Annotated in this window: 21 protein-coding genes, 2 tRNA genes and 2 rRNA genes; 21 read left to right on the plus strand and 4 right to left on the minus strand. The window is 31.2% G+C overall.

Annotated elements, in window-relative coordinates:
- From FGK85_RS10720 to prxU, 8 genes are all read left to right on the plus strand, one after another.
- A 23S ribosomal RNA gene (locus FGK85_RS10720) occupies positions 1-169 on the plus strand; the annotation flags it as partial.
- A 184-nt stretch (positions 170-353) separates the two neighbouring features.
- Positions 354-470: ribosomal RNA gene (gene rrf / locus FGK85_RS10725) — 5S ribosomal RNA — on the plus strand.
- A gap of 5 nt (positions 471-475) precedes the next feature.
- A tRNA-Phe gene (locus tag FGK85_RS10730) sits at positions 476-551 on the plus strand.
- A 9-nt stretch (positions 552-560) separates the two neighbouring features.
- Positions 561-635 (plus strand) — tRNA-Cys (locus tag FGK85_RS10735).
- A 309-nt stretch (positions 636-944) separates the two neighbouring features.
- The gene (locus tag FGK85_RS10740) at positions 945-1364 is read left to right on the plus strand and encodes a CPBP family intramembrane glutamic endopeptidase (protein WP_279232918.1); all 420 of its coding nucleotides are present in this window, start codon (positions 945-947) and stop codon (positions 1362-1364) included.
- Between the two features lie 312 nt (positions 1365-1676).
- A complete protein-coding gene (locus FGK85_RS10745; RefSeq protein WP_138206477.1) occupies positions 1677-2969 on the plus strand; it encodes an ATP-binding protein in 1293 nt (430 codons plus the stop codon).
- A gap of 177 nt (positions 2970-3146) precedes the next feature.
- Positions 3147-3428 (plus strand): hypothetical protein, encoded by a 282-nt coding sequence (locus FGK85_RS10750; protein ID WP_138206479.1) that lies wholly within the window; start codon positions 3147-3149, stop codon positions 3426-3428.
- Positions 3429-3727: 299 nt separating this feature from the next.
- Positions 3728-4450 carry a thioredoxin-dependent peroxiredoxin gene (gene prxU, locus FGK85_RS15645; RefSeq protein ID WP_138206481.1) on the plus strand — a complete coding sequence of 241 codons (723 nt, stop codon included), beginning with the start codon at positions 3728-3730 and terminating at the stop codon, positions 4448-4450.
- A gap of 74 nt (positions 4451-4524) precedes the next feature.
- Here prxU and FGK85_RS10760 read toward each other — a convergent pair whose 3' ends face one another.
- Positions 4525-5454 (minus strand): S66 peptidase family protein, encoded by a 930-nt coding sequence (locus tag FGK85_RS10760; protein ID WP_138206483.1) that lies wholly within the window; start codon positions 5452-5454, stop codon positions 4525-4527.
- 774 nt (positions 5455-6228) lie between these two features.
- On the opposite strand from FGK85_RS10760, the gene FGK85_RS10765 reads away from it, so the two are divergent.
- Positions 6229-6771, plus strand: coding sequence for a hypothetical protein (locus FGK85_RS10765; protein ID WP_138206485.1), 543 nt, complete (start codon positions 6229-6231; stop codon positions 6769-6771).
- Positions 6772-6992: 221 nt separating this feature from the next.
- Here FGK85_RS10765 and FGK85_RS10770 read toward each other — a convergent pair whose 3' ends face one another.
- Positions 6993-8147, minus strand: coding sequence for a zinc-binding metallopeptidase family protein (locus FGK85_RS10770; protein WP_138206487.1), 1155 nt, complete (start codon positions 8145-8147; stop codon positions 6993-6995).
- Between the two features lie 442 nt (positions 8148-8589).
- On the opposite strand from FGK85_RS10770, the gene FGK85_RS10775 reads away from it, so the two are divergent.
- From FGK85_RS10775 to FGK85_RS10830, 12 genes are all read left to right on the plus strand, one after another.
- Complete coding sequence (locus FGK85_RS10775; protein ID WP_138206489.1) at positions 8590-8802, plus strand: sigma factor G inhibitor Gin; 213 nt, start codon at positions 8590-8592, stop codon at positions 8800-8802.
- Positions 8781-10208, plus strand: coding sequence for an aminotransferase class I/II-fold pyridoxal phosphate-dependent enzyme (locus tag FGK85_RS10780; RefSeq protein ID WP_138206491.1), 1428 nt, complete (start codon positions 8781-8783; stop codon positions 10206-10208). Before FGK85_RS10775 ends, FGK85_RS10780 begins: the two co-directional genes overlap by 22 nt.
- Before the next feature lie 26 nt (positions 10209-10234).
- On the plus strand, positions 10235-10867 hold the full coding sequence (gene tmk / locus FGK85_RS10785; protein WP_138206493.1) for a dTMP kinase: 633 nt from the start codon (positions 10235-10237) through the stop codon (positions 10865-10867).
- Between the two features lie 611 nt (positions 10868-11478).
- Positions 11479-11808, plus strand: coding sequence for a cyclic-di-AMP receptor (locus tag FGK85_RS10790; protein WP_138206495.1), 330 nt, complete (start codon positions 11479-11481; stop codon positions 11806-11808).
- A gap of 18 nt (positions 11809-11826) precedes the next feature.
- Entirely contained in the window at positions 11827-12771 is a 945-nt protein-coding gene (locus FGK85_RS10795) for a DNA polymerase III subunit delta' (protein ID WP_138206497.1), read from the plus strand.
- Position 12772: 1 nt separating this feature from the next.
- Entirely contained in the window at positions 12773-13678 is a 906-nt protein-coding gene (locus tag FGK85_RS10800; RefSeq protein WP_138206499.1) for a PSP1 domain-containing protein, read from the plus strand.
- A gap of 11 nt (positions 13679-13689) precedes the next feature.
- Entirely contained in the window at positions 13690-13893 is a 204-nt protein-coding gene (locus FGK85_RS10805) for a heavy-metal-associated domain-containing protein (protein WP_138206501.1), read from the plus strand.
- A gap of 82 nt (positions 13894-13975) precedes the next feature.
- A complete protein-coding gene (locus tag FGK85_RS10810) occupies positions 13976-14146 on the plus strand; it encodes a DUF362 domain-containing protein (RefSeq protein ID WP_035295014.1) in 171 nt (56 codons plus the stop codon).
- A gap of 373 nt (positions 14147-14519) precedes the next feature.
- Complete coding sequence (locus tag FGK85_RS10815; protein ID WP_138206503.1) at positions 14520-15452, plus strand: magnesium transporter CorA family protein; 933 nt, start codon at positions 14520-14522, stop codon at positions 15450-15452.
- A 148-nt stretch (positions 15453-15600) separates the two neighbouring features.
- Positions 15601-16341, plus strand: a complete 741-nt coding sequence (locus FGK85_RS10820; RefSeq protein ID WP_138206505.1) for a tRNA1(Val) (adenine(37)-N6)-methyltransferase — start codon at positions 15601-15603, stop codon at positions 16339-16341.
- 15 nt (positions 16342-16356) lie between these two features.
- Complete coding sequence (rsmI, locus tag FGK85_RS10825; protein WP_138206507.1) at positions 16357-17220, plus strand: 16S rRNA (cytidine(1402)-2'-O)-methyltransferase; 864 nt, start codon at positions 16357-16359, stop codon at positions 17218-17220.
- Between the two features lie 469 nt (positions 17221-17689).
- Entirely contained in the window at positions 17690-18832 is a 1143-nt protein-coding gene (locus tag FGK85_RS10830; RefSeq protein WP_138206509.1) for a C40 family peptidase, read from the plus strand.
- 165 nt (positions 18833-18997) lie between these two features.
- Here FGK85_RS10830 and FGK85_RS10835 read toward each other — a convergent pair whose 3' ends face one another.
- Together FGK85_RS10835 and FGK85_RS10840 are read right to left on the minus strand one after the other, a co-directional pair.
- A complete protein-coding gene (locus FGK85_RS10835; protein ID WP_138206511.1) occupies positions 18998-19717 on the minus strand; it encodes a DUF1287 domain-containing protein in 720 nt (239 codons plus the stop codon).
- Positions 19718-20149: 432 nt separating this feature from the next.
- The gene (locus FGK85_RS10840) at positions 20150-20395 is read right to left on the minus strand and encodes an AbrB/MazE/SpoVT family DNA-binding domain-containing protein (protein ID WP_138206513.1); all 246 of its coding nucleotides are present in this window, start codon (positions 20393-20395) and stop codon (positions 20150-20152) included.
- Positions 20396-21137: the final 742 nt, after the last annotated feature.

A 21137-nucleotide genomic window follows, 5' to 3' on the forward strand; every position in this document is an offset into this window, starting at 1 on the left:
GGAAGGAATAAACGCTGAAAGCATCTAAGCGTGAAGTCCACCTCAAGATTAGATTTCCCATAGCGTAAGCTAGTAAGACTCCTGGAAGACTACCAGGTTGATAGGTCGGAGGTGTAAGCATGGTAACATGTTCAGCTGACCGATACTAATAAGTCGAGGGCTTGATCAAAAGATAATTGACAGTTGACAATTGACAATTGACAATTAAAAGATTCTTCCACACTGTGCAATTTTGAAAGAACAATAAGTTCTTTTTTAGTAAGCTAGTCCGTTAAACTCTAGTAACTAGGTAAGCTGCGCAGCAGCTAATTACTAGCCCTCTAGACGCTAGCCCACTAGCACACTAAGAAAAATCTGGTGATTATGGCTTGAAGGTAACACCCCTTCCCATTCCGAACAGGACGGTTAAGCTTCAAAGCGCCGATGGTACTGCAGGGGAAGCCCTGTGGGAGAGTAGGTCGTCGCCAGGTTATTTGGCTGGATAGCTCAGTCGGTAGAGCAGAGGACTGAAAATCCTCGTGTCCCTGGTTCGATTCCTGGTCCAGCCACCAACTAAATAAGGCGCTATGGCCAAGCGGTAAGGCAAAGGTCTGCAAAATCTTCATTCCCCGGTTCAAATCCGGGTGGCGCCTCCAAATAATCAATTAAATATTGATACAATGGAAAGCTCTTGATTTCAAGAGCTTTTAGTATTTTTTGGAGTAGGAGTTTTTAAGGATTAAGGATTAGACTTATAGATTATTGCGTTGGATATGTACAGCCCTATGGATTTTGAAGTTAGGGGTGTGCATTTTTTAGGTGGGTGTGCACAATTTAGCGATAACATTTTACGAATAGTTCTTTGAGTAGAAAATAAATTTTTATTAATTGTAATTTTAGCTGAGATAAGGATTTTAAAAATAATTATTGAATATTATAGTAATAGTTATAATATAAGAGGGTATATTTTTCAGAGTTTCAAATCTAATTATAATAGCATAGTCGCAATTATTGTAAGCACTCTTATATTTACAACATTACATGGAGGAGCTTTTGAGGTTGGAATTATAGCTGTATTAAATGTTTTAACTATGAGTATTTTTGTATCGCTATTGTTAGTTTATACCAATGCTTTAATAGCACCAATTATTGTACATTTTATTTGGAATGCCGTTGGGTGTCTATATCTAGGTGGGGTTTCATTAGCAGACGATTATCCAAACCTTTGGAATTGTACCTTTACAGGAAGCAAATTAATTACAGGGGGAATAGCTAAAATTGAAGGAAGTATTATAGTTTTGGCTATGAATATTATTATGATAATAATTGTTGGGGTGATGATATCTAGAGGTCGATTTTCCAATCAAGGGAAGTGGATTTTTTAGTAAATTGATAATAAAGTCAAGAAACCCCCTTTTTTTATTATATAAATGAAGGTATAGTATGAAAAAGCATTCCATTTAGCAGGAAAAGGATTAAAACCATCAGGAGTATTTGTATGATATAATTAGATTTAAAGTAGTATTTTAAGGTGAAAAAGAAATTATTTGTATAGCATATGGATAAATATTAATTTAAGGTGGATTATTATAAATAATATTTAATATAATAAAAATAGGATAGAATACTACTAAGTTGATAAAAGTGTAGGAAATATATAAAATTATATTATAAAAAGTGTAGTGAGGTAACATTAAATGAAACGAAAAATTATGAAATGGCTAGTAGATTGGAAAAATAGTTCTAATAGAAAACCTTTAATTTTACAAGGTGCGAGACAAGTTGGTAAGACATACTCTGCTTTAATTTTTGGGAAAAAATATTATGATTCGGTAGTATATTTTAATTTTGAGAATAATAGTGAACTTATAAAAATATTTGAAAGGGATTTAGAACCAGAGAGAATAATAAGAGAACTTTCTATAAACAGTTGGAAAAGTATATTTAAAGAGAAAACATTAATTTTCTTTGACGAGATACAGGCTTGTGAAAGAGCCTTAACTTCATTAAAGTATTTTAATGAAAATGCAAATGAGTATCATATAATTGCAGCGGGGAGTCTTCTTGGGGTAGCTGTAAATAGAGAGCAATATTCATTTCCAGTGGGAAAAGTTGATTTAAAAACTTTATATCCACTTGATTTTGAAGAATTTTTAATGGCTGTTAATGAAGAAAAATTAATAGAACTTATAAAAGAATCCTTTGAGAAGAATATAGAGTTATCAATGCATAATAAAGCTATGGATTTATATAAGACTTACTTAGTAGTTGGAGGAATGCCTGCTGTAGTTAAAGAGTATATTGATAAAAAAGATTTCGATTTTGTTCTTGCAACACAAAAAAGTATAAATGATTCTTATGTGGCAGATATGGCAAAATATGCAACGCCTCATGAAACTACTAGAATAATGGCTACATTTAATAGTATTCCTGCTCAATTGGCTAAAGAAAATAAAAAGTTTCAATACAAGGTAATAAAATCAGGTGCTAGAGCTCATGAATATGAAACACCTGTAGAATGGTTAAGAACCTCAGGAGTTATTTTAAAATGTACAAAGTGTAATGAGGGGAAGCTACCTTTAGCAGCATATAGTGATTTTAATTCCTTTAAGGTATATATAACTGACACAGGTCTTTTATGCTCTAAATTTGGAATTCCAGCTAATGCAGTTTTATCGGATAGTATAGCATTTAATGATTTTAAGGGGGCACTAACGGAGAATTATGTTTGCTTTTCCTTAAATGCTAATGGATATATACCATATTATTGGGAGTCAAAAGGAAGTGCAGAGGTTGATTTTTTAATTCAAGATAAAGATGGATATATAATACCAATAGAAGTAAAAGCAGCAGAGCATGTCAGAGCTAAGAGTTTACAGCAATATATAAAAAAATATCAACCTAAATATGCTATAAGAGTATCTGGGAAAAACTTTGGTTTTGAAAATGGAATTAAGTCAATTCCACTTTATGCAACATTTTTAATTTAGTAAACAGAAAAATTCTTTTGCGTCACTACATCTTTTTCACGGAATAACCACAGTAGACGTGACATAGTATTGTATTGGTGACGGTTTGTATATTTATAACAAATTCAATAATTAAAATAAAATAGTAAGGGTTAATTGTGTTCTGTTGAAATTATTAATAACCAAGGAGGTTAAAACATGAAAATGCAGCTTTGTTCTAAAACCAAGGCCGGGAAATGGGCAGCTATATTAACTGTACTTTTTATCCTATTGATATCATTAAAAATGTCGAGCTTGGCCAGGTTTATAAGACTTCCTTTGCCAACTCCAGTTATTGCGGTTATAGGAGTTGTGGGATTTATAGTGGGGGTTGTATCAATAATAAAGAATAAAGACATAGCGTTATTGACATTGCTATCTATACCAGTTGGACTGTTGATTATTTTTTGGACAATAGCAGAAATAGCATTTACTCATTAGTACGTTATTCTAATATTTTAAAAAATAATTATTGGTTATAACATGAAATATAATATAAGAGGTGGGTTTCTAACAGATAAGTGGAAGATTTACCATCTAGGCAACTAATTTCAATGGAAAGCTCTTGATTTCAAGAGCTTTTAGCATTTTTTGAATGATTCCAGACTATTTTTTAAAAACTATTAAGACGAAAAATTCGGAAAATATAAAAATTATTTCTTGCTAAAAGTTATTTATTGAATTATACTATAGATAATGGTAGAAGTATTTGAATTTTCTATAAGAGAGGGTGTTGTTTTATGCCAGAAGAATTTAAAGTAGGGTGTGAGAGACCGCCTATTAAAAAGATAAGTGTTGAAACAAATTATGATAATAACGTTAATGATGATGTTTTAAAGGAGGAAAAATCTATGATAAAAGTGGGAAAACCTGCACCGGAATTTACGGCAGCAGGATATCATAAAGGTAAATTTGCTAACTTCAGTTTGTCTGAGTATAAGGGGAAATGGGTATTACTATGTTTCTACCCAGGAGACTTTACATTTGTTTGAGCAACAGAAGTTTCAGCAGTTGCTGAAAAATATTCTGAACTTCAAGATTTAGGAGTAGAAGTGCTTTCTGTTAGTGTTGACAGTGTATTTGTTCATAAAATTTGGAATGAAAATGAGTTATCCAAAATGATTGGCAAGGACATTCCTTTCCCTATGTTGTCAGATCAAGGTGGATACATTGGAAAAATGTACGGCATATACGATGAAGAAGGTGGCGTGGAGACTAGAGGAAGATTTATTATTGATCCTGATGGAAATATACAGGCATATGAGGTATTAACACCTCCTGTTGGAAGAAATGTATCGGAATCAATCAGACAGATAAAGGCATTCCAGCTGGTACGTGAATCAAAAGGAACAGAAGCTACACCTTCAGGATGGAAACCTGGCAAGAAAACTCTTAAACCAGGACCAGACCTTGTGGGAAATGTATGGAGAGAGTGGAAAGTAAGTGAAGCATTTGATGAGTAATAAGCTTTAAGGATAGAATTAAAAGGGGCTGTGGCATTAAGAATTTATTCTTAGAGCCATAGCTCCAATTTATTTTAAGGCAGAGGCCCTGAGCCTACTACGCCCTCCAAAACATCTATTTTGCATTTTATACAATTAAGCCTTATTTTAGCACCTATGGGTAAAGTTATATTTGGGTAATCATGGCCAGATGGAAAATTAAATAAAGTTGGTTTGTTTAAAGATAAAATTTTATCCTTGATTACTTCATTTAAAGACAAGCTATTTGCGGGGTTTTCTGTATCACAATTAGTGAAATGGCCTAGGATAAAACCTCTGCATTTTTCTAGTTTATTTGCCTCATGAAGCTGAGTCAGCATCCTATCAATTTTATAAGGCTCTTCTCCTATTTCTTCTAAAAAAAGTATTTTTTCTGTAGTGTTTATTTCATAAGGGGTTCCTAGAGTGCTACATATTAATGAAAGGTTACCACCCACTAAAAAGCCTTCAGTAATATAGTTAACAGAGCTTTTTACATGAATATCATAGGAATTTATGGAATAGGGTTTAAAGCCCTGTTGCAAAGTAGTTAAAAGACTTTCTAAAGTATGCTTTTCTTTTAAATTTGATGTGAACATAGGACCATGGAAAGTTATAAGATTGCAGCGTCTATATATTTCATTAAGAAGAATGGTTATGTCACTATAGCCTATAAATATTTTTGGATTATTTTTTATTATACTCCAATCTATAAGGGGAAGCAGTCTACTGCTGCCATATCCACCTCTTAAACACATAATTATATCTACGTTTTTATCTTTAAACATTTCCATCAAATCACTAACTCTTTCTTCATCAGTTCCAGCTAAATATCCTTTTCTGTTAAAAATATTTTTTGCCAGCTTGATTTTGAAGCCTAGGCTTGTGAATATGTCAATATTCTGTAATATGTTTTCTTTGTTTTCTGGCCCTGATGGTGCAACTATACCTATTGTATCCCCAATTTTAAATTTATTGCCAAGCATATTCCCACCTCTTTATAAGTTCTTATTAAATAGTATAAGTTATTTTCCTATTTTATGCATAGATTATTTTATAGAAGTGGGGGGAATAATTGAGAATTGACAATTGACAATTGACAATTGACAATTAAGTAAGAAGGAGAAGCAAGAAGTAAGAAGTAAGAAGTAAGAATTTACAATTGAGAATTGATAATGAATGACAAGGCTCTTTTAAAGGATTTTTTGAAAATATAAATTAAAGAAATTCATACGGAATTTCAAATTTTGTGTAAAACTTCGTGTAAAAATTTAAATTCTAAATTTTACATTTTAAAAAACATATATTATTAAAAACAATGTGAATTCCGAGCAATGGTTTTGAAATATTGCTTATATGCATTTGATGTGGAATGGGGAATATTGTGAAAATTAAACGTAAATTCCACTAAACATTCAGTATATGAATTTTTTCATTCACCATTTGAAGGCATTTAGGTAATTACTACATAATCTTATGAAAACGCGAAGCATTGATAGCAATTTAATAAAAAAGTGAATCATATGGAGATAAATTGTTTTTTAACAGTAATTTAAACTTATTTAGTCATTAAAAGGTATTAAACCAATGTGGGAGCACTAGATTATTTATGGAAAGGCTAGTATAATCTCTATATGCCCAATTTAGGGAATTAACATATTCTTAACAGAAGTATAATATAATTTTAAAGTTTAAATATATAATATATTATGTAGTATTAAAATTTAAATAATATAAGTAATATTAGAAGGGTGAGTAAAGTGTATAAGGAAATAATAGAAAGAAAGAAATTGCCTATAGCGACTTTTTTATTAACATTGCTATGTGTGTTTATATACGTATATAAGTTTATTGATATGTGTTTTACAGGACAGGGAAACTTAATAGAGAATATATTATATTTAGGAATTATTGCATCTATGGTTATAATAGCAGTGGTGGCAATATATAGATCAGGTATAGGATATAAGTATTCCATAATTGCAGATCAGTTTATAATTCACAAAATAATTAGAAATAACAATATAGAAGTAGAAAGTATTAAGTTTAAAGATATAAGATTTTTAGGTCAAGTAAAGGACTTGAAAGAGCAGTATAAAGTAAGTTCTACTAAAAAATATCTATGTTCAATATTTAATGCCAATAGATACTGTTGTATATATTCAGATGGTAATGAGCTTAAAAAGTTTTATTTTGAACCTAGCAAGGAAATGATAGGCAAATTACAATTTGTAATGAATAAAGGTGAATGTAGAATATATATGAGAAATAGAATGAATATTCCAGTTCAATCCATTAATTAATTTAATGGATTTTTTTTATGGAAAATTTCGGACGACCCCCGTTAACCTAAGATTGTCAAAGGGCATAAAATTAAGGTGGTTCTATACCACCTTAAGGGGTTTATTTATCCGATGACTACCTGCCGTAACACCCCCACTTTTAACAAAGTGGGAGATAACGGCAGCTACGTCCCTGGATAACGAGCTCTAACCTTCAGATGGAGTAAAGATTCCATCTGAAGCTAAGAGCTCTGTTTATGGAGTTCTTTTTTTATTTCACAAAGCAAGGTTTCATTTTCTAGTAAATCTAGACCAGTGATGGCTAAAGCGGTGGAGGCTTTCATACATTGTTCTAGGGCGAAATCTTTTATTGTTTCTGCTGCAAATTCTTTTGAGGGGTATGTAATTTTAGTATTTTGGGTTATATTTATAAATGGATTTATGCATGGAACCACTTGACTTACACTGCCAAGACTTAGGCCAGGCATAATTTCTGGAAAATCTTCTACATAGATGATGCCTGCTTCCTTTAAATTATGGGAAAATATCCTACATAAAGCTTCGTTAGGCAGCATTTCTTCGTAAGGAATACCGTATATACTTACATCTGTATTTACGGAGAAAATATCTCCAATACAATTAACAAAGGATTTTATGAAGTTTAAAATTTTATGACTTTCTTCTAAAGTAATGGAACTAATTAAATAATCTATTTCATATTGGGAAGATAGATTATAGGGATTACAAGAGCCCATACAATTAATAGCCTTTACATCATAACCCTTTGGTAAATTTTCCTTAAGGAAATTTGTGAAATTGTATGTGAGATTACCGCAGTGACTAGGGTTACAGGAGGATATTGAGTAATCTTTATCCTTTGGTATTGAAAATTTAACTTTAGCAGGAAGCAGTGCGTAAGATTTTAGGGTTTTTGTGGTTATTAAATTTGGATGAGCCACTAACACTGCATCTATATCCTTAAAGGCTCCCTGTTTTACCATGGTTGTTTTAGAGCCATTTATGCATTGACCAGGGCAGCCTATTACAACTACAGTCCCACCTATTTTAGGAAGCAACTTAGAAAGGCTTATGGCGGCTCCTAGAGACATGGTGGTAACTAAATTATGCCCTGATATGTGACCTTGGTCCCCATGGCTATCATATTCACATAAGTAGCATATTTTAGGGTGACCATTGCCAATTTCAGCATAGAAACTTGTGGAAATACCAAGGTAATGATCCTCTACAGTAAAGTTATGTTTTTTTAGAAAATCAGTTATGTAATTATAGCATTTATACTCCTTAAAACTTTCTTCAGGATTATTGTATATATAATTAGCCATATCAGTTAGTTCATTTTTTAAAGTACTTAAATAGGTTATTAATTCCTGTTTCATTTAAGTCTATTTCTCCTTTCTAAAAATATCATGTGCTTTTAATAGCATTCGGATTTAAAGGTTTTGCATAAGCATCTTAAATAAAAATAAGAAACTTTATTTATTAATTATTCAACTTTCGCATATAAATTTTAAGCTATACATTAGATGAATAAATGTTCTTGATTTTAAATTCTAAATTTTACATTTTTATTTTATAACTGCGAAAGTCGAAGTATTACTTTGTACTTTTTACCTCTTACTTAATTCTTAATTCTTAATTGTCTCTTGTCAATTCTCAATTCTCACTTCTTATTTATTATGCCCCAATAAATAAGTAGATATTTGTCGTATGAAAACTTATATGGACAAAATAAATTAATCCATGCAATTGAATAAAATATAGTAAGAGAGGCAATAATTTAAATAGTAAAATAACAACATTTGTCAAGGGGGATTTATCATGAGTAAAAGAAATTGTATTATATGCAGTAAGCCTCTAAATAATGGTATAATTATTAATGGAAGAGGAATTTGTAAAAAGTGCGAAGAGAAAATAGTAAGATGTAATATAGAAACTGACTTCTATGAATACTACAAAAATTGCATAAGAAAAAATTTAACAGCAGATTTACTAAAGGGAGAGGATTTGGTTTGTCAGGATTACCGTTATTAGAAGGGTTATTAGAATATATGAAAGAAAAAAATATATCCTTTTGTATGCCTGGACATAAGGGCGGGAAAGGTTTTTTAGCTACTGAAGTAGGAAAGGAATTTTTAGATAACTTATCTACACTTGATATAACAGAAGTCGATGGGGTAGATAATCTTCACAATGCAGAAGGAATAATAAGGGAATCTCAAGAGCTTTTGAGTGCATATTATGGAAGTAAGAAATCTTATTTCCTTGTTAATGGCAGTACCAGTGGCAATTTGGCTATGATTTTTTCTTCATTTGAAGAAGGGGATAAAATAATAGTAGAGCGAAATTGCCACCGCTCCATATTTAATGGAATAATAATGAGGAAATTAAAACCTGTGTATGTTAAAAACAAAATAAATGAAAAATTTAATGCTCCTCTTTCTATAGACATGGAGCATTTTTTGTGTACCCTAGAGAACAATAAAGATGCAAAGGGCATAATTTTAACTTATCCTAATTATTATGGAGTGTGTTTAGATTTAAAAAGGGTGGTGGAGGAAGCTGAAAAATATAACATGAAGGTGTTAGTAGACTCCGCTCATGGAGCACATTTTGGGATAAATTGTAATTTGCCTCAGCATGCAATAAATTTAGGAGCACATATGGCGGTTATGAGTTCTCATAAAACATTGCCTAGCTTTACTCAAACGGCTTATTTACATATAGGAAACCATGAAGTAGAGGAGGATAAGGTGGATTTTTATGTAAGTGCATTTTTAAGCACCAGTCCTTCTTATATGTTAATGGGTTCCATGGATTATGCCAGATATTATTTGCAAGAAAAGGGCAAGAAAGGTTATGAAAAACTCATAGATTTGTGTAAAACCTATAGGGAGAAAATAAATAAACTTAATGGATTTTACATATTGGGAAATGAGGATATAAATCCCGGAGAGAAAATTGATTTAACTAGGTATATATTAAATGTAGAAAAAGGATATAGTGGACATAAACTTTTAAGTTATTTAAGACAAGAGGGTATTCAGTGCGAAATGAGTGATGGTCAAAATGTAATGCTTATTTTTTCTCCATTTAATGACGTGGATGAGTTTGAAAAGCTATATACAAGTTTAAAAAAATGTGATTTGAGTAAGCTTCAGGATAAATATAAGAAGAGCTTATTATGTGAAATACCTAAGATGGCAATGGAACCTTATAAGGTTATGAATAAAATTAAAGTTAAGATAAGCTTAGAAGAAGCTGCTGGTAAAATTAGTGCCAGTGCCATAGTTCCATATCCGCCGGGAATTCCACTAATAATGCCAGGAGAAATTATAACCAGAAAAGCAATAGATATGATAAAATATAATTTAGAAAATCACATAGATGTAATGGGATTAGATGAAAAAAATGAAGAAATAGAAGTGTTGGACTTTTAGCAAATAAGCATAATGGAGGAATGAAAATGAGCAGGGGACTTCTTATAATATTGGAAGGGCCAGATGGTTCTGGAAAGACAACTCAAATAAATTTATTAGAAAAATATCTTAAGGAAAAGGGACATGAAGTTTTAAAAACTAGGGAGCCTGGTGGAACAGCTATAAGTGAAAAAATAAGAGAAATAATATTGGATAATAAAAATACTGAGATGTGTGGCATGTGTGAAGCTCTTTTGTATGCTGCTTCAAGGGCACAGATTACTAGCCAAGTGTTAAAACCAGCTTTAGATCAGGGTAAAATGGTAATATGCGATAGATTTGTTTATTCTTCTATAGTTTATCAGGGCGTAGGAAGAGGACTTGGACAGGAAAGAATAAAATATATAAATGAAGCAGCTATAGATGGATTGGAGCCAGATTTAACTATAATGCTAACAATACCCTATGAAGAAGGATTAAAGAGAAAGTACAAGCAAAGAGAATTGGATAGATTAGAAAACAGCGGCACAGATTTTCATAAAAAAGTTTTTGAAGGGTATTTAGAAATATCTAGAAAATATGATAAAATAAAAGTAGTAGATGCAAATAGGGATATGGAAGAAATACATGGGGACATAGTAAAATTAGTAGAACAATTAATTAAAACACAACAGAAATAATAATATACGGCAAAATTTTAAAAAAAGGAATAAATTTGAATAATAAAGACAATTGTACTATAATAATATATTAATACATTATTATAGTATGGATTGGTAATTGTTAATAACTCAACTTTCGCATATGAATTTTAAGTTTTACATTATACAAGGTAAGAAGTAAAAAGTAAGAGTGAAAAGATTAGGTACTAGGAAAGGATGATTTTTCTCCACTATGTTAAGGAAAATCTTTAATTAAATAAATGTATTAGTAAAATAAGTTATAATTATTTAAATAAATGGAGTAGTTATAGATTTTCTTTTTAGGGGGTTAAAAAATTTTTTATTGGCGGCAGCCAGCGAAAATATAGAAATATTAATTAATGTTGAAATTTTTATGGAATTTCTTAAATTTATATTTTCTTAAAACTCCATCAGGAGTTTTATCATCCTATCACCTAGTACCTAGAGCACAACTAAGTATTACTTACCTGCAAATTTTTTATTTTATAACTGCGAAAGTTGAATTAATAATATGTTTTATAATAAAATATGTTGCTAGTTAACTAGTGGGGAATAATAATAGCACTTTATCCCAATAGTATGCTAGTTACTAAAAGGGGGATATTAGTATGAAACTTGTTATTGTAATAGTACAGGACGACGTGGCTTTAGACCTAATAGATTCTTTAACAGAATCGGGGTACAGAGTTACTAAATTAGCTACTACAGGTGGTTTTTTAAAGTCAGGAAACACAACTCTTTTAATAGGTGTTGAAAAGGAAAAACTTGAAGAGGTTTTAGCTATACTAAAGGAAGAGTGCAAAACAAGAAAACAAGTGGTAACTTCCCCATCACCAGTGGCAGGCTCTACAGGGGTATATGTACCATATCCAGTAGAAATTGAAATAGGTGGAGCTACAGTTTTTGTGCTAGATGTGGATCAACATTTGAAGATCTAGTTTTTTTGGAGGTAACCAATGAGCTTTAAAGAAATAATTGGGCATGAGGATATAAAGGAACAAATGATGAGGGCTATAGAAAAGGGAATGTTATCTCATGCCCATCTTATAGTAGGAGAAGATGGAATTGGAAAGAGTACCATAGCTAAGGCTATGGCTCTTAAAATTCTAGGAAAAACAAAGGATATGCAGTATCCAGATATAATTCAGTGGAGAATCCCTAAAAAAGAAAAATCATTAAAGGTAGATCATATAAGAGAGCTTATAGAGGAAATAAATAAAAAGCCTCATGAAGGGGATAAAAAAGTAGTAATAGTGCATGAAGCACATAAAATGACAGAGCAGGCTCAAAATGCGTTATTAAAGACCATAGAGGAGCCGCCTAAGGGTGTAGTGATAATTTTACTATGTGAAAAGCTACAGGTAATATTAGAAACAATAAAATCAAGGTGTCAAATACATACATTGAGAGCTTTAAGTGAGGGTGAAATTAGAAAATTTGTTCTTAGGGAATATGAGGGCTTAAATATAGAAGAAGTGGATGCGGTAGTAGCATTTAGCGATGGAATACCTGGAAGAGCTGAAAAGTTTATTGAAGATGAGGAGTTTCATCATATTAGAGATGGTATTTTGCAGATACTTATTTCTATTACAAAAGTAGATGAATTAAAAGCAATGGAATACGAAAGCTTTTTTAACAAATACAAAGAAGACTGGGAAGAGACTTTAAACTGCGGGCTAACCTTTGTAAGAGATGCTATGATTTTTAAGGAAACAGGAAATAGGCAACTTATAATAAATAAGGATAAAATTAAAAATGTACAAGAATTAGCTAATGTATTTTCATATATAAAATTAAATGCTATTATAGATATAATAGGATCTGCAATGGATGGGTTGCGCAAAAATGTTAATTCAGCATTGATTTTTGAGATGATGCTGCTTAAATTACAGGAGGTTTAGCATGGTAACAGTTATAGGAGTGCGTTTTAGAAAGGCAGGTAAAATATATTATTTTGATCCAGCTGGGTTAGAATTAAATATAGAGGACAAGGTTCTAGTTGAAACTGCCAGAGGCATAGAATTTGGAGAATGTGTAATAGCTAATAGAGAAGTAAGTGAAGATAAAATTGTAGCTCCATTAAAAAGTGTTATAAGAAAAGCCGATAAAGCTGATATAGAAAAAAATATTGATAATAAAAGAAAAGAAGAAGAAGCTTTTAACATATGTATCGAAAAAATTGGTAAACATAATTTAGATATGAAGCTTATAGATGTAGAATATACCTTTGATAATAACAAAGTCATATTTTATTTTACTGCAGAGGGTAGAGTTGACTTTAGAGAGCTAGTTAAGGATTTAGCGTCAGTATTTAGAACTAGAATTGAATTAAGACAAATTGGCGTAAGAGATGAAGCTAAGATGATTGGTGGGCTTGGACCTTGTGGAAGACCTTTGTGCTGTTCATCATTTCTTGGGGATTTTGAACCAGTGTCCATAAGAATGGCAAAGGAACAAAACCTTTCTTTAAATCCATCAAAGATATCTGGTATATGTGGAAGACTTATGTGCTGCTTAAATTATGAACAGGAAAACTATGAAGAAATAAGAAAGAAATTACCGAAAGTAGGAGCTATAGTAGATACTCCTTATGGTCAAGGGGAAGTTTTGGCTAATAGTGCAATAAAAGAAAATGTAAAAATAAAAACTAAAATAGATGGAGAAGAAACCATAAGAGAAGTATCTGTTAATGAGATAAAGCTTATATCCGGTGAATATGAAGATGCAGTTAGGGAAGAAGAGATAAATATAGAAATTCAAGATGAAGAGGACAGAGAAATAATTAAAGATTTATTTAAGGAGGACTAGGAGGCTTCAATATGAAATCTGTATTTAAGGTTGTAGGAATGAAAACTTGTAAGGATGTAAGTAAAATTAAAAATGCTATTGCAAATAATGAGGGCATAGTGGCTTGCCAAATAAATAAAGATAACTCTCAAGTGGAGATAGTATACGATGATTACTTTGTAGATGAAGACACATTAATGGAATGTATAGAGAATTTGGGATATACAGTGATGTAAAAATTTCTTTTAAAATATTGTGAAACATGATAAAATAAGTAATGGATAATGATTATCCAAAATACTAAGGAGGTGTGTAACTATGGCATATAAAATTACAGATGCTTGTGTAAGCTGCGGAGCATGTGCTTCAGAATGTCCAGTTAACGCTATAAGCCAAGGAGATGCTCTATACGTTATAGATGCAGATACTTGTATTGACTGCGGAAACTGTGCTAACGTTTGTCCAGTAGGAGCACCAGTTCAAGAATAGTATTACTTATAGAAAAAGACCGATTATGCGGTCTTTTTTTATATTAATTTATTAATAAAAACAAGGTAAAAAAGATATTAGTCACATATTATAGTATTGATAAATATAATATATTAAAAATATAATATGCATAGCTTCTATTCTTAAAGACATATTTATCTAATATTCATATAATTCTATCCTCTAGTAAACCTTAAGTTAAATAATACTTAAAGCATTACTAGAGGTATTATTTTTTTATAATAAATTTTAAACAATATTAAGATAGCGGTGGCCATATGAGAATTAGGTTTCACTTGATAAAGAATGTATAGAAGTTTATAATATAGTGATTACATATTTAATAAATCTCTAAGAACAAGGAGGACTAAATATGATTTCTATATATAAGTCATTAGAAAATCAAGAATTACAAGAAATTGAGCATATAGAAACTGGTTGCTGGATAAACATGGTTGCGCCATCAGAAGAGGAAATAGCTTTGGTTTCTAAGAAAACAGGAGCACCAGTAGAATTTTTAAAGGCAGCATTAGACGAGGAAGAGACTTCAAGATTGGAATTGGATGAAAATATACTTATAGTTGTAGATATACCTTTCACAGAAATGGAGTATAATTCTCTTACCTATGATACATACCCTCTTGCCATAATTCACACCCAAAATGAAATAATAACAGTATGCTTAAAAAACAGTAGAATACTTCAAGATTTTGCAGAAAAGAAGATAAGTTCTTTCTACACTTTTAAGCGTTCAAGATTTATACTTCAGATTTTGTATAGAATAGCTAACTACTATTTAATATATTTAAGACAAATAGATAAAAAGAGTTTGTTAGTAGAGAAAAGATTACATAAATCCATGAAAAATAAAGAATTAATTCAACTATTGGCATTAGAAAAATCATTGGTTTACTTTTCTACATCATTAAAGGCTAATGAAATAACCTTAGAGAAAATGCTTAAGTTATCTATAATGCAAAAATATGAGGAAGATAAGGATGTTCTAGAAGATGTAATAGTAGAAAATAAACAGGCCATAGAGATGTGTAACATATATAGTAATATATTGAGTGGAACTATGGATGCTTTTGCATCAGTTATATCTAACAACCTAAATATAGTTATGAAATTTTTAGCGGCTATAACCATAGTAATGTCCATACCAAATATGGTTTCAGGACTATTTGGTATGAATGTAAATGTTCCTTTTTCTAATTCACCAAATGGATTTTGGTATGTATTAGCTTTAATTGCAGGAATATCTTCTATAGTTACTTATGTACTTGTAAAGACAGACATGTTTTAGGAATTGACAATTGACAATTGTCAATTAAGTAAGAAGTAAGAGGTAAGAGTTTTTAGGGGTTAAAATTAATGCATGAAAGGGTGAATGGAAATATCCTGGATTGCTTATTTGATTAGAAGGAGGATAAACTACCGGTTTATATAAAGATATGAGTATAGTAAGAGATGATGAAACATTAGATGACCTACAATTAGGCGGGTTATGTGTTATACAGAAAAAAGAAGGCTTTAGATTTGGAGTAGATGCGGTGCTTTTAGCCAATTTTGCTAAGGTCAAAAGTGGAGATAGAGTAATAGATTTGTGCAGTGGAACAGGGGTTATCCCTTTTATAATAGAAGGAAAAAAAAGCCCTCAGTACATATGCGGGTTGGAAATACAGCAGGACATGGTGGAGATGGCAAAGCGTTCTGTAATTTATAATAAATTAGAAGAAAAGATGCAGTTTGTAAATGGGGATTTAAAGGATGAAAGTCTTTTAAAGGATTTAGGAAGATTTAATGTAGTAACAGTAAATCCACCCTATAAGCTTAAAAATTCAGGAATAACTAATTTGAAGGATAAAGATGCTATAGCTAGACACGAGATACTTTGTACCTTAGAGGATGTAATAAAAGCTTGTAGAACCCTCCTTAAGGATAATGGAAGGATGTATATGGTACATAGGCCAGATAGACTTGTGGACATAGTAACGCTTATGAGAAAATATAAAATAGAGCCTAAAAGAATAAGAATGGTACATCCATCTGCAGGAAAAGCACCTAATATAGTTCTTGTGGAGGGACAAAGGGATGGGGGTAAATTTCTAAAATGGGATGAACCTCTATATGTGCACAAGGCTGATGGCAGTTACACAGAGGAAATAGAGAAGATTTACGGAAGAATTAAATAATAAAGGAATGATTATATGAGCTTAGGAAAGTTATTTTTAGTGGGAACTCCCATAGGAAATTTGTCAGACATAACTTTAAGGGCATTAGAGACTTTAAAAACTGTAGATATGATAGCTGCCGAAGATACAAGGCAGACATTAAAGCTTTTGAACCATTTTTCCATAAAAAAGCCTTTGATAAGTTATCATAAATATAATGAAACAGAAAGAGGTAACGAAATAATTTCTAAATTACGAGAAGGAATTAATGTAGCCCTAGTGACAGATGCGGGTATGCCTGGTATATCTGATCCAGGCAGTGTGGTGACAGAAAAATGCATAGAAGAGGGAATAGACTTTGAGGTGATACCGGGAGCCACTGCAGTTATAACGGCTCTTGTGCATTCTGGTTTAGACACAACATCTTTTATTTTTAAGGGATTTATTCCAAGAGAAAATAAAGAGAGAAGAGAATTTTTAGAAGACTTAAAGGATAGACAGGAAACGCTTATATTTTATGAAGCACCTCATAGACTTAAAAAAACTTTAGAATTTTTGAAGGAGAATTTAGGAAATCGTAGAATATCTATATGTAGAGAATTGACAAAGCTTCATGAAGAAATTTTAAGATTTACACTAGAGGAAAGCATAGCCTATTATGAGGAAAAATTACCTAAGGGGGAATTTGTTCTTATTTTGGAAGGAAAAAATAAGGCTGAGGCAGAAAAGGAAAAAATGGAGCTTTGGGAATATATTAGTATAGAGGAACATATAAAAAAGTATATAGAAGAAGGCATATCTAAGAAGGAAGCAATAAAAAAAGTGGCTAAAGATAGAAATATGCCTAAATCAGAGATATACAAACATTCTTTAAATTTATCCGATGACTATCTGCCGTAACACTCCCACTTTTAACAAAGTGGAAGATAACGGCAGCTACGTCCCTGGATAACGATCTCTAACCTTCAGTTGGAGTAAAAACTCCACCTGAAGCTAAGAGCTCTGTTTATCCGATGACTATCTGCCGTAACACTCCCACTTCTAACAAAGTGGGAGATAACGGCAGCTACGTCCCTGGATAACGATCTCTAACCTTCAGATGGAGTAAAGATTCCATCTGAAGCTAAGAGCTCTGTTTATAATTATATGGTTTAAAAAGGAAATGTTAACATTTCCTTTATTCCAAATTTTGCGTTGAGTTTAAATTTGATAAATGATATAATTAAAAATATGATTTTAGTAAATGAAAAGTACGTAACTCACTATAGCAAATGAAAATTTGTAAAAATATTCGGCAGCTTTAGGAAGTTAGATTAGAATATACTACGACAGAAGTTTTATAATAATTTATATTAGGGAGGAATTGGGAGTGAATAAGAAGATAATATCCGTATTAGTTGCTGCAGGAATCGTAATGGGGACAACTCTACCAGCAATGGCTACTCCGAATACAGTTAATCAAAGAAAAGCGGAGTTACAGCAAAATAAAGATGCTTTAAAAAATGCACAGAAAAAGAAAGCAGACTTAGAAGAAGAAATTCAAAAATTAGATGGTAAAATAGAAGGTTTAATGAGAGAAAGTAATAATTTAACACAAAAAATATCTACTACTGAAAAAAATATAGAAACTACAAAAAAACAATTGGAAGAAGCTAAAAAGCAGCTAGAAGAGCAACAAGCTATTTACAATCAGAGAGTAAGAGCTATGTATATAAATGGTGCAGATAGCTATTTAGAAGTTTTATTAGATGCTGAAAACTTTTCAGATTTAATAAGCAGAGTAGATATGATAAAAAGCATAGTTACTAGTGACAAGAAAATCATAGGTGAATTAGATGCTAAAAAAGAAGAAGTAAATGGTAAAAAGGTAGCACTAGATACTGAAAAGCAAAAACTTGTAGCATTAAAATCAGAAAATGAAAATAAATTAGCTAAAATGAATGAAAATAAAAAAGAGCAAGAAAAAGTGTTAGCAAAATTACAACAAGAAGAAAGCAAATATAAGGATAAGGTTGATGATTCTGCAAGAATGTTAGCAGAAGCTCAAAGGGCAGTACAATTAGCCATGGCATCAACAACAAATTCAAGTCGACCATCAAGAGGTGGCGGATACACAGGTGGAACTAGTAATTCATCTTCATCGGGTTCTTCAAGCAATGTGGTAATCCCTGCTTCTGGAGCAGCAGCAAGAGCAGCAAGTATTGCATTGGGATTCCGAGGGGTTCCATATGTATGGGGAGGAACAACTCCAAGTGGATTTGACTGTTCAGGTCTTGTACAATACTGTTTTAGACAAGCAGGAATTCAATTACCTAGAGATACTTATGGTCAAATAGGTGTTGGTGTACCTGTTTCAAGAGATCAATTACAAGTAGGAGATTTGATATTCCCTCATACAGGTCATGTAGGTATATATGTAGGCGGTGGACAAATGGTACATGCACCTCATACTGGTGATGTTGTAAAAGTTGCACCAATATATAAATTCTACACTGCAAGAAGAATAAGATAATAAATTAAGCTTATAAACCAGAGTTTTATTTTCAGATTCACCACCAATGATAAAGAAAATAAAACTTTGGTTTTTTATAATTGAGCCCACAAAACCTCGTACTCTTGTGGCTTAGATGGGTTTATTATTGTAGATTGTAACTAAAAATAATTTTTAAATATGAAGTTAATTTTGTTCAAGCTTAGATTTATCACTAAATTCCCACCTATAATGCCCAGCAACCTTAGCTCTCCATAAATTAAAATTAGCCACTTCACTGGCGTGGGGAGTGCTATTGTGTATTAGGTATGGTACACCGTCTCGGCCTCTCTTATCAGATATTATGCCTATATGCTCATAGGGCTCTAAAAAAACCACTATGTCGCCAGGCTGCCACTGTTTTAAATTATCCACTTCAAAGGGCTTAATTTCTTTAGTTAAATTCATAGCATGTCTTTGAAAAAATACGTTAAGGTTTGGAACTCTTCTAAAGTCTATATTAGGATCTGGTGAGTTATTAACCCTAGGATAGGCTTTTATATTTGCACTTATATCATTATCCACTAGTGTTTTTAAATCAACGCTAGCACCCTTAAATGCTCTCCAAATAACGTCAGTACAAACACCTTCCCCCTCAGGAGGATATCCGCCTACATAATAGACGCTTTTATATTTAGTTTTAATTTTAGCTTCTTCCCTAGCGGCGTTTACCAAGTCTATGGGATCAAAAACATTGTTGTTATTTTTATCTATTTTTGCGTAATCATCAGGTACTTTCACCTTTTTTAAAGGATTTTTAACATAAGGACTCTTGATAAAAGAATTAATTTCACTTCTAAAAATAAATAAGCAAAATAATATAATTACTGCACATAAAAATAGTGAGATTTTCGCTAGCTTTTTCAAATAAAACACCTCTTCACATAGAGATTTTATAAAAATTTAAATGTGATTTAAAATTTAGGATTTTAAATTTGGAATTTAGAATTTAAGATCTATTATTTTTAATTTAAAATTTAAAATGTAGAATGAAGGTTGAATTTCCAAATGAATTTCTTAAATTTATATTCTAAAAAACTCCAAAAGGAGTTTTATCCTTAATTGTCAACTGTCAACTGTCAACTGACCATTGTCAATTGTCCATTGTCAATTGTCCATTGTCAACTGACCATTGTCACTGTCCATTTTCAATTCTATAATATAATTATATATATAATTTAAATAAAAGGGTAAATTATTGGTTACAAAAATATGTAAAAAATGTGACGAAATAATAAAAAACCGCATGATGGGGATCATGCGGTAATAAGCAAAATTATGTAATCAATATTCTATATATTATTTTTCAGTCTTTATTTCGTTTAAGCAAGACTTACAAATATTTTTACCTTTATAGTTTATAACGTCTCTTGCATTTCCGCAGAAGATACAAGCAGGCTCATATTTCTTTAATATTATTTGTTCTCCATCTACATAGATTTCTAAAGCGTCTTTTTCAGCGATATCCAAAGTTCTTCTTAACTCTATTGGGATAACAATTCTTCCTAATTCGTCTACTCTTCTTACTACACCAGTTGATTTCATTTTAAAATTCCTCCTTATATTTTAAATTCATTTTATCCGATGACTACCTGCCGTAACACTCCCACTTCTAACAAAGTGGGAGATAACGGCAGCTACGTCCCTGGATAACGATCTCTAACCTTCAGTTGGAGTAAAAACTCCATCTGAAACTAAGAGCTCTGTTTATACAGCTTTCGACAAATTGACAGGATATTTTCCGTTAATTTGACATATAAGATGATTAAGCGATTAAATAATTATTCGGTAAAATTACAAAATAATTATTAACTTCCATCTATAGTTAATATACTACCATTTTATACAAATGTCAATATGTTTTTTAAAGTTTATACATTTTTTACTATTTGTTAAGAATTTAGATTTATCAATGGGTTTAGCGAAAACATGTATAAAAAACCTGCAAAATTTATAAAAATCATAGGAAGAAAATTTTACAATAAAAAAAGTAATTATATGGATTAATCATACTATATGTCGAAATGCTTGTCTAATTAATAGAGTTAAATATGATGTTTATTAAATTATTGCCCTTATATGAAAAAAGTATTCATAAATTTTGAAAAAAGAAACAAAATATACCTATTAAATAAAAGCAAAAAACTAATAATGTTTGTAGTACGTTGTATGATATTTTTTTAAAGGGGTATAAATGTAAATAATAAGAAAAATTTTTATATAGTTAATTAATAGGAGTTGTGGGTTATAATATAAAAATGTAGAGCTTGAAATTTATGTATGAAAG

The organism is Haloimpatiens lingqiaonensis, assembly GCF_901447495.1.
Taxonomy (GTDB): Bacteria; Bacillota; Clostridia; order Clostridiales; family Clostridiaceae; genus Haloimpatiens; species Haloimpatiens lingqiaonensis.

Coding starts and splice junctions, on each gene's coding strand:
- FGK85_RS10745 (WP_138206477.1), top strand. CDS start 1,677: ATGAAACGAAAAATTATGAAATGGCTAGTAGATTGGAAAAATAGTTCT.
- FGK85_RS10750 (WP_138206479.1), top strand. CDS start 3,147: ATGAAAATGCAGCTTTGTTCTAAAACCAAGGCCGGGAAATGGGCAGCT.
- FGK85_RS10760 (WP_138206483.1), bottom strand. CDS start 5,454: ATGCTTGGCAATAAATTTAAAATTGGGGATACAATAGGTATAGTTGCA.
- FGK85_RS10770 (WP_138206487.1), bottom strand. CDS start 8,147: ATGAAACAGGAATTAATAACCTATTTAAGTACTTTAAAAAATGAACTA.
- FGK85_RS10775 (WP_138206489.1), top strand. CDS start 8,590: ATGAGTAAAAGAAATTGTATTATATGCAGTAAGCCTCTAAATAATGGT.
- tmk (WP_138206493.1), top strand. CDS start 10,235: ATGAGCAGGGGACTTCTTATAATATTGGAAGGGCCAGATGGTTCTGGA.
- FGK85_RS10790 (WP_138206495.1), top strand. CDS start 11,479: ATGAAACTTGTTATTGTAATAGTACAGGACGACGTGGCTTTAGACCTA.
- FGK85_RS10795 (WP_138206497.1), top strand. CDS start 11,827: ATGAGCTTTAAAGAAATAATTGGGCATGAGGATATAAAGGAACAAATG.
- FGK85_RS10800 (WP_138206499.1), top strand. CDS start 12,773: ATGGTAACAGTTATAGGAGTGCGTTTTAGAAAGGCAGGTAAAATATAT.
- FGK85_RS10805 (WP_138206501.1), top strand. CDS start 13,690: ATGAAATCTGTATTTAAGGTTGTAGGAATGAAAACTTGTAAGGATGTA.
- FGK85_RS10810 (WP_035295014.1), top strand. CDS start 13,976: ATGGCATATAAAATTACAGATGCTTGTGTAAGCTGCGGAGCATGTGCT.
- FGK85_RS10815 (WP_138206503.1), top strand. CDS start 14,520: ATGATTTCTATATATAAGTCATTAGAAAATCAAGAATTACAAGAAATT.
- FGK85_RS10820 (WP_138206505.1), top strand. CDS start 15,601: ATGAGTATAGTAAGAGATGATGAAACATTAGATGACCTACAATTAGGC.
- rsmI (WP_138206507.1), top strand. CDS start 16,357: ATGAGCTTAGGAAAGTTATTTTTAGTGGGAACTCCCATAGGAAATTTG.
- FGK85_RS10840 (WP_138206513.1), bottom strand. CDS start 20,395: ATGAAATCAACTGGTGTAGTAAGAAGAGTAGACGAATTAGGAAGAATT.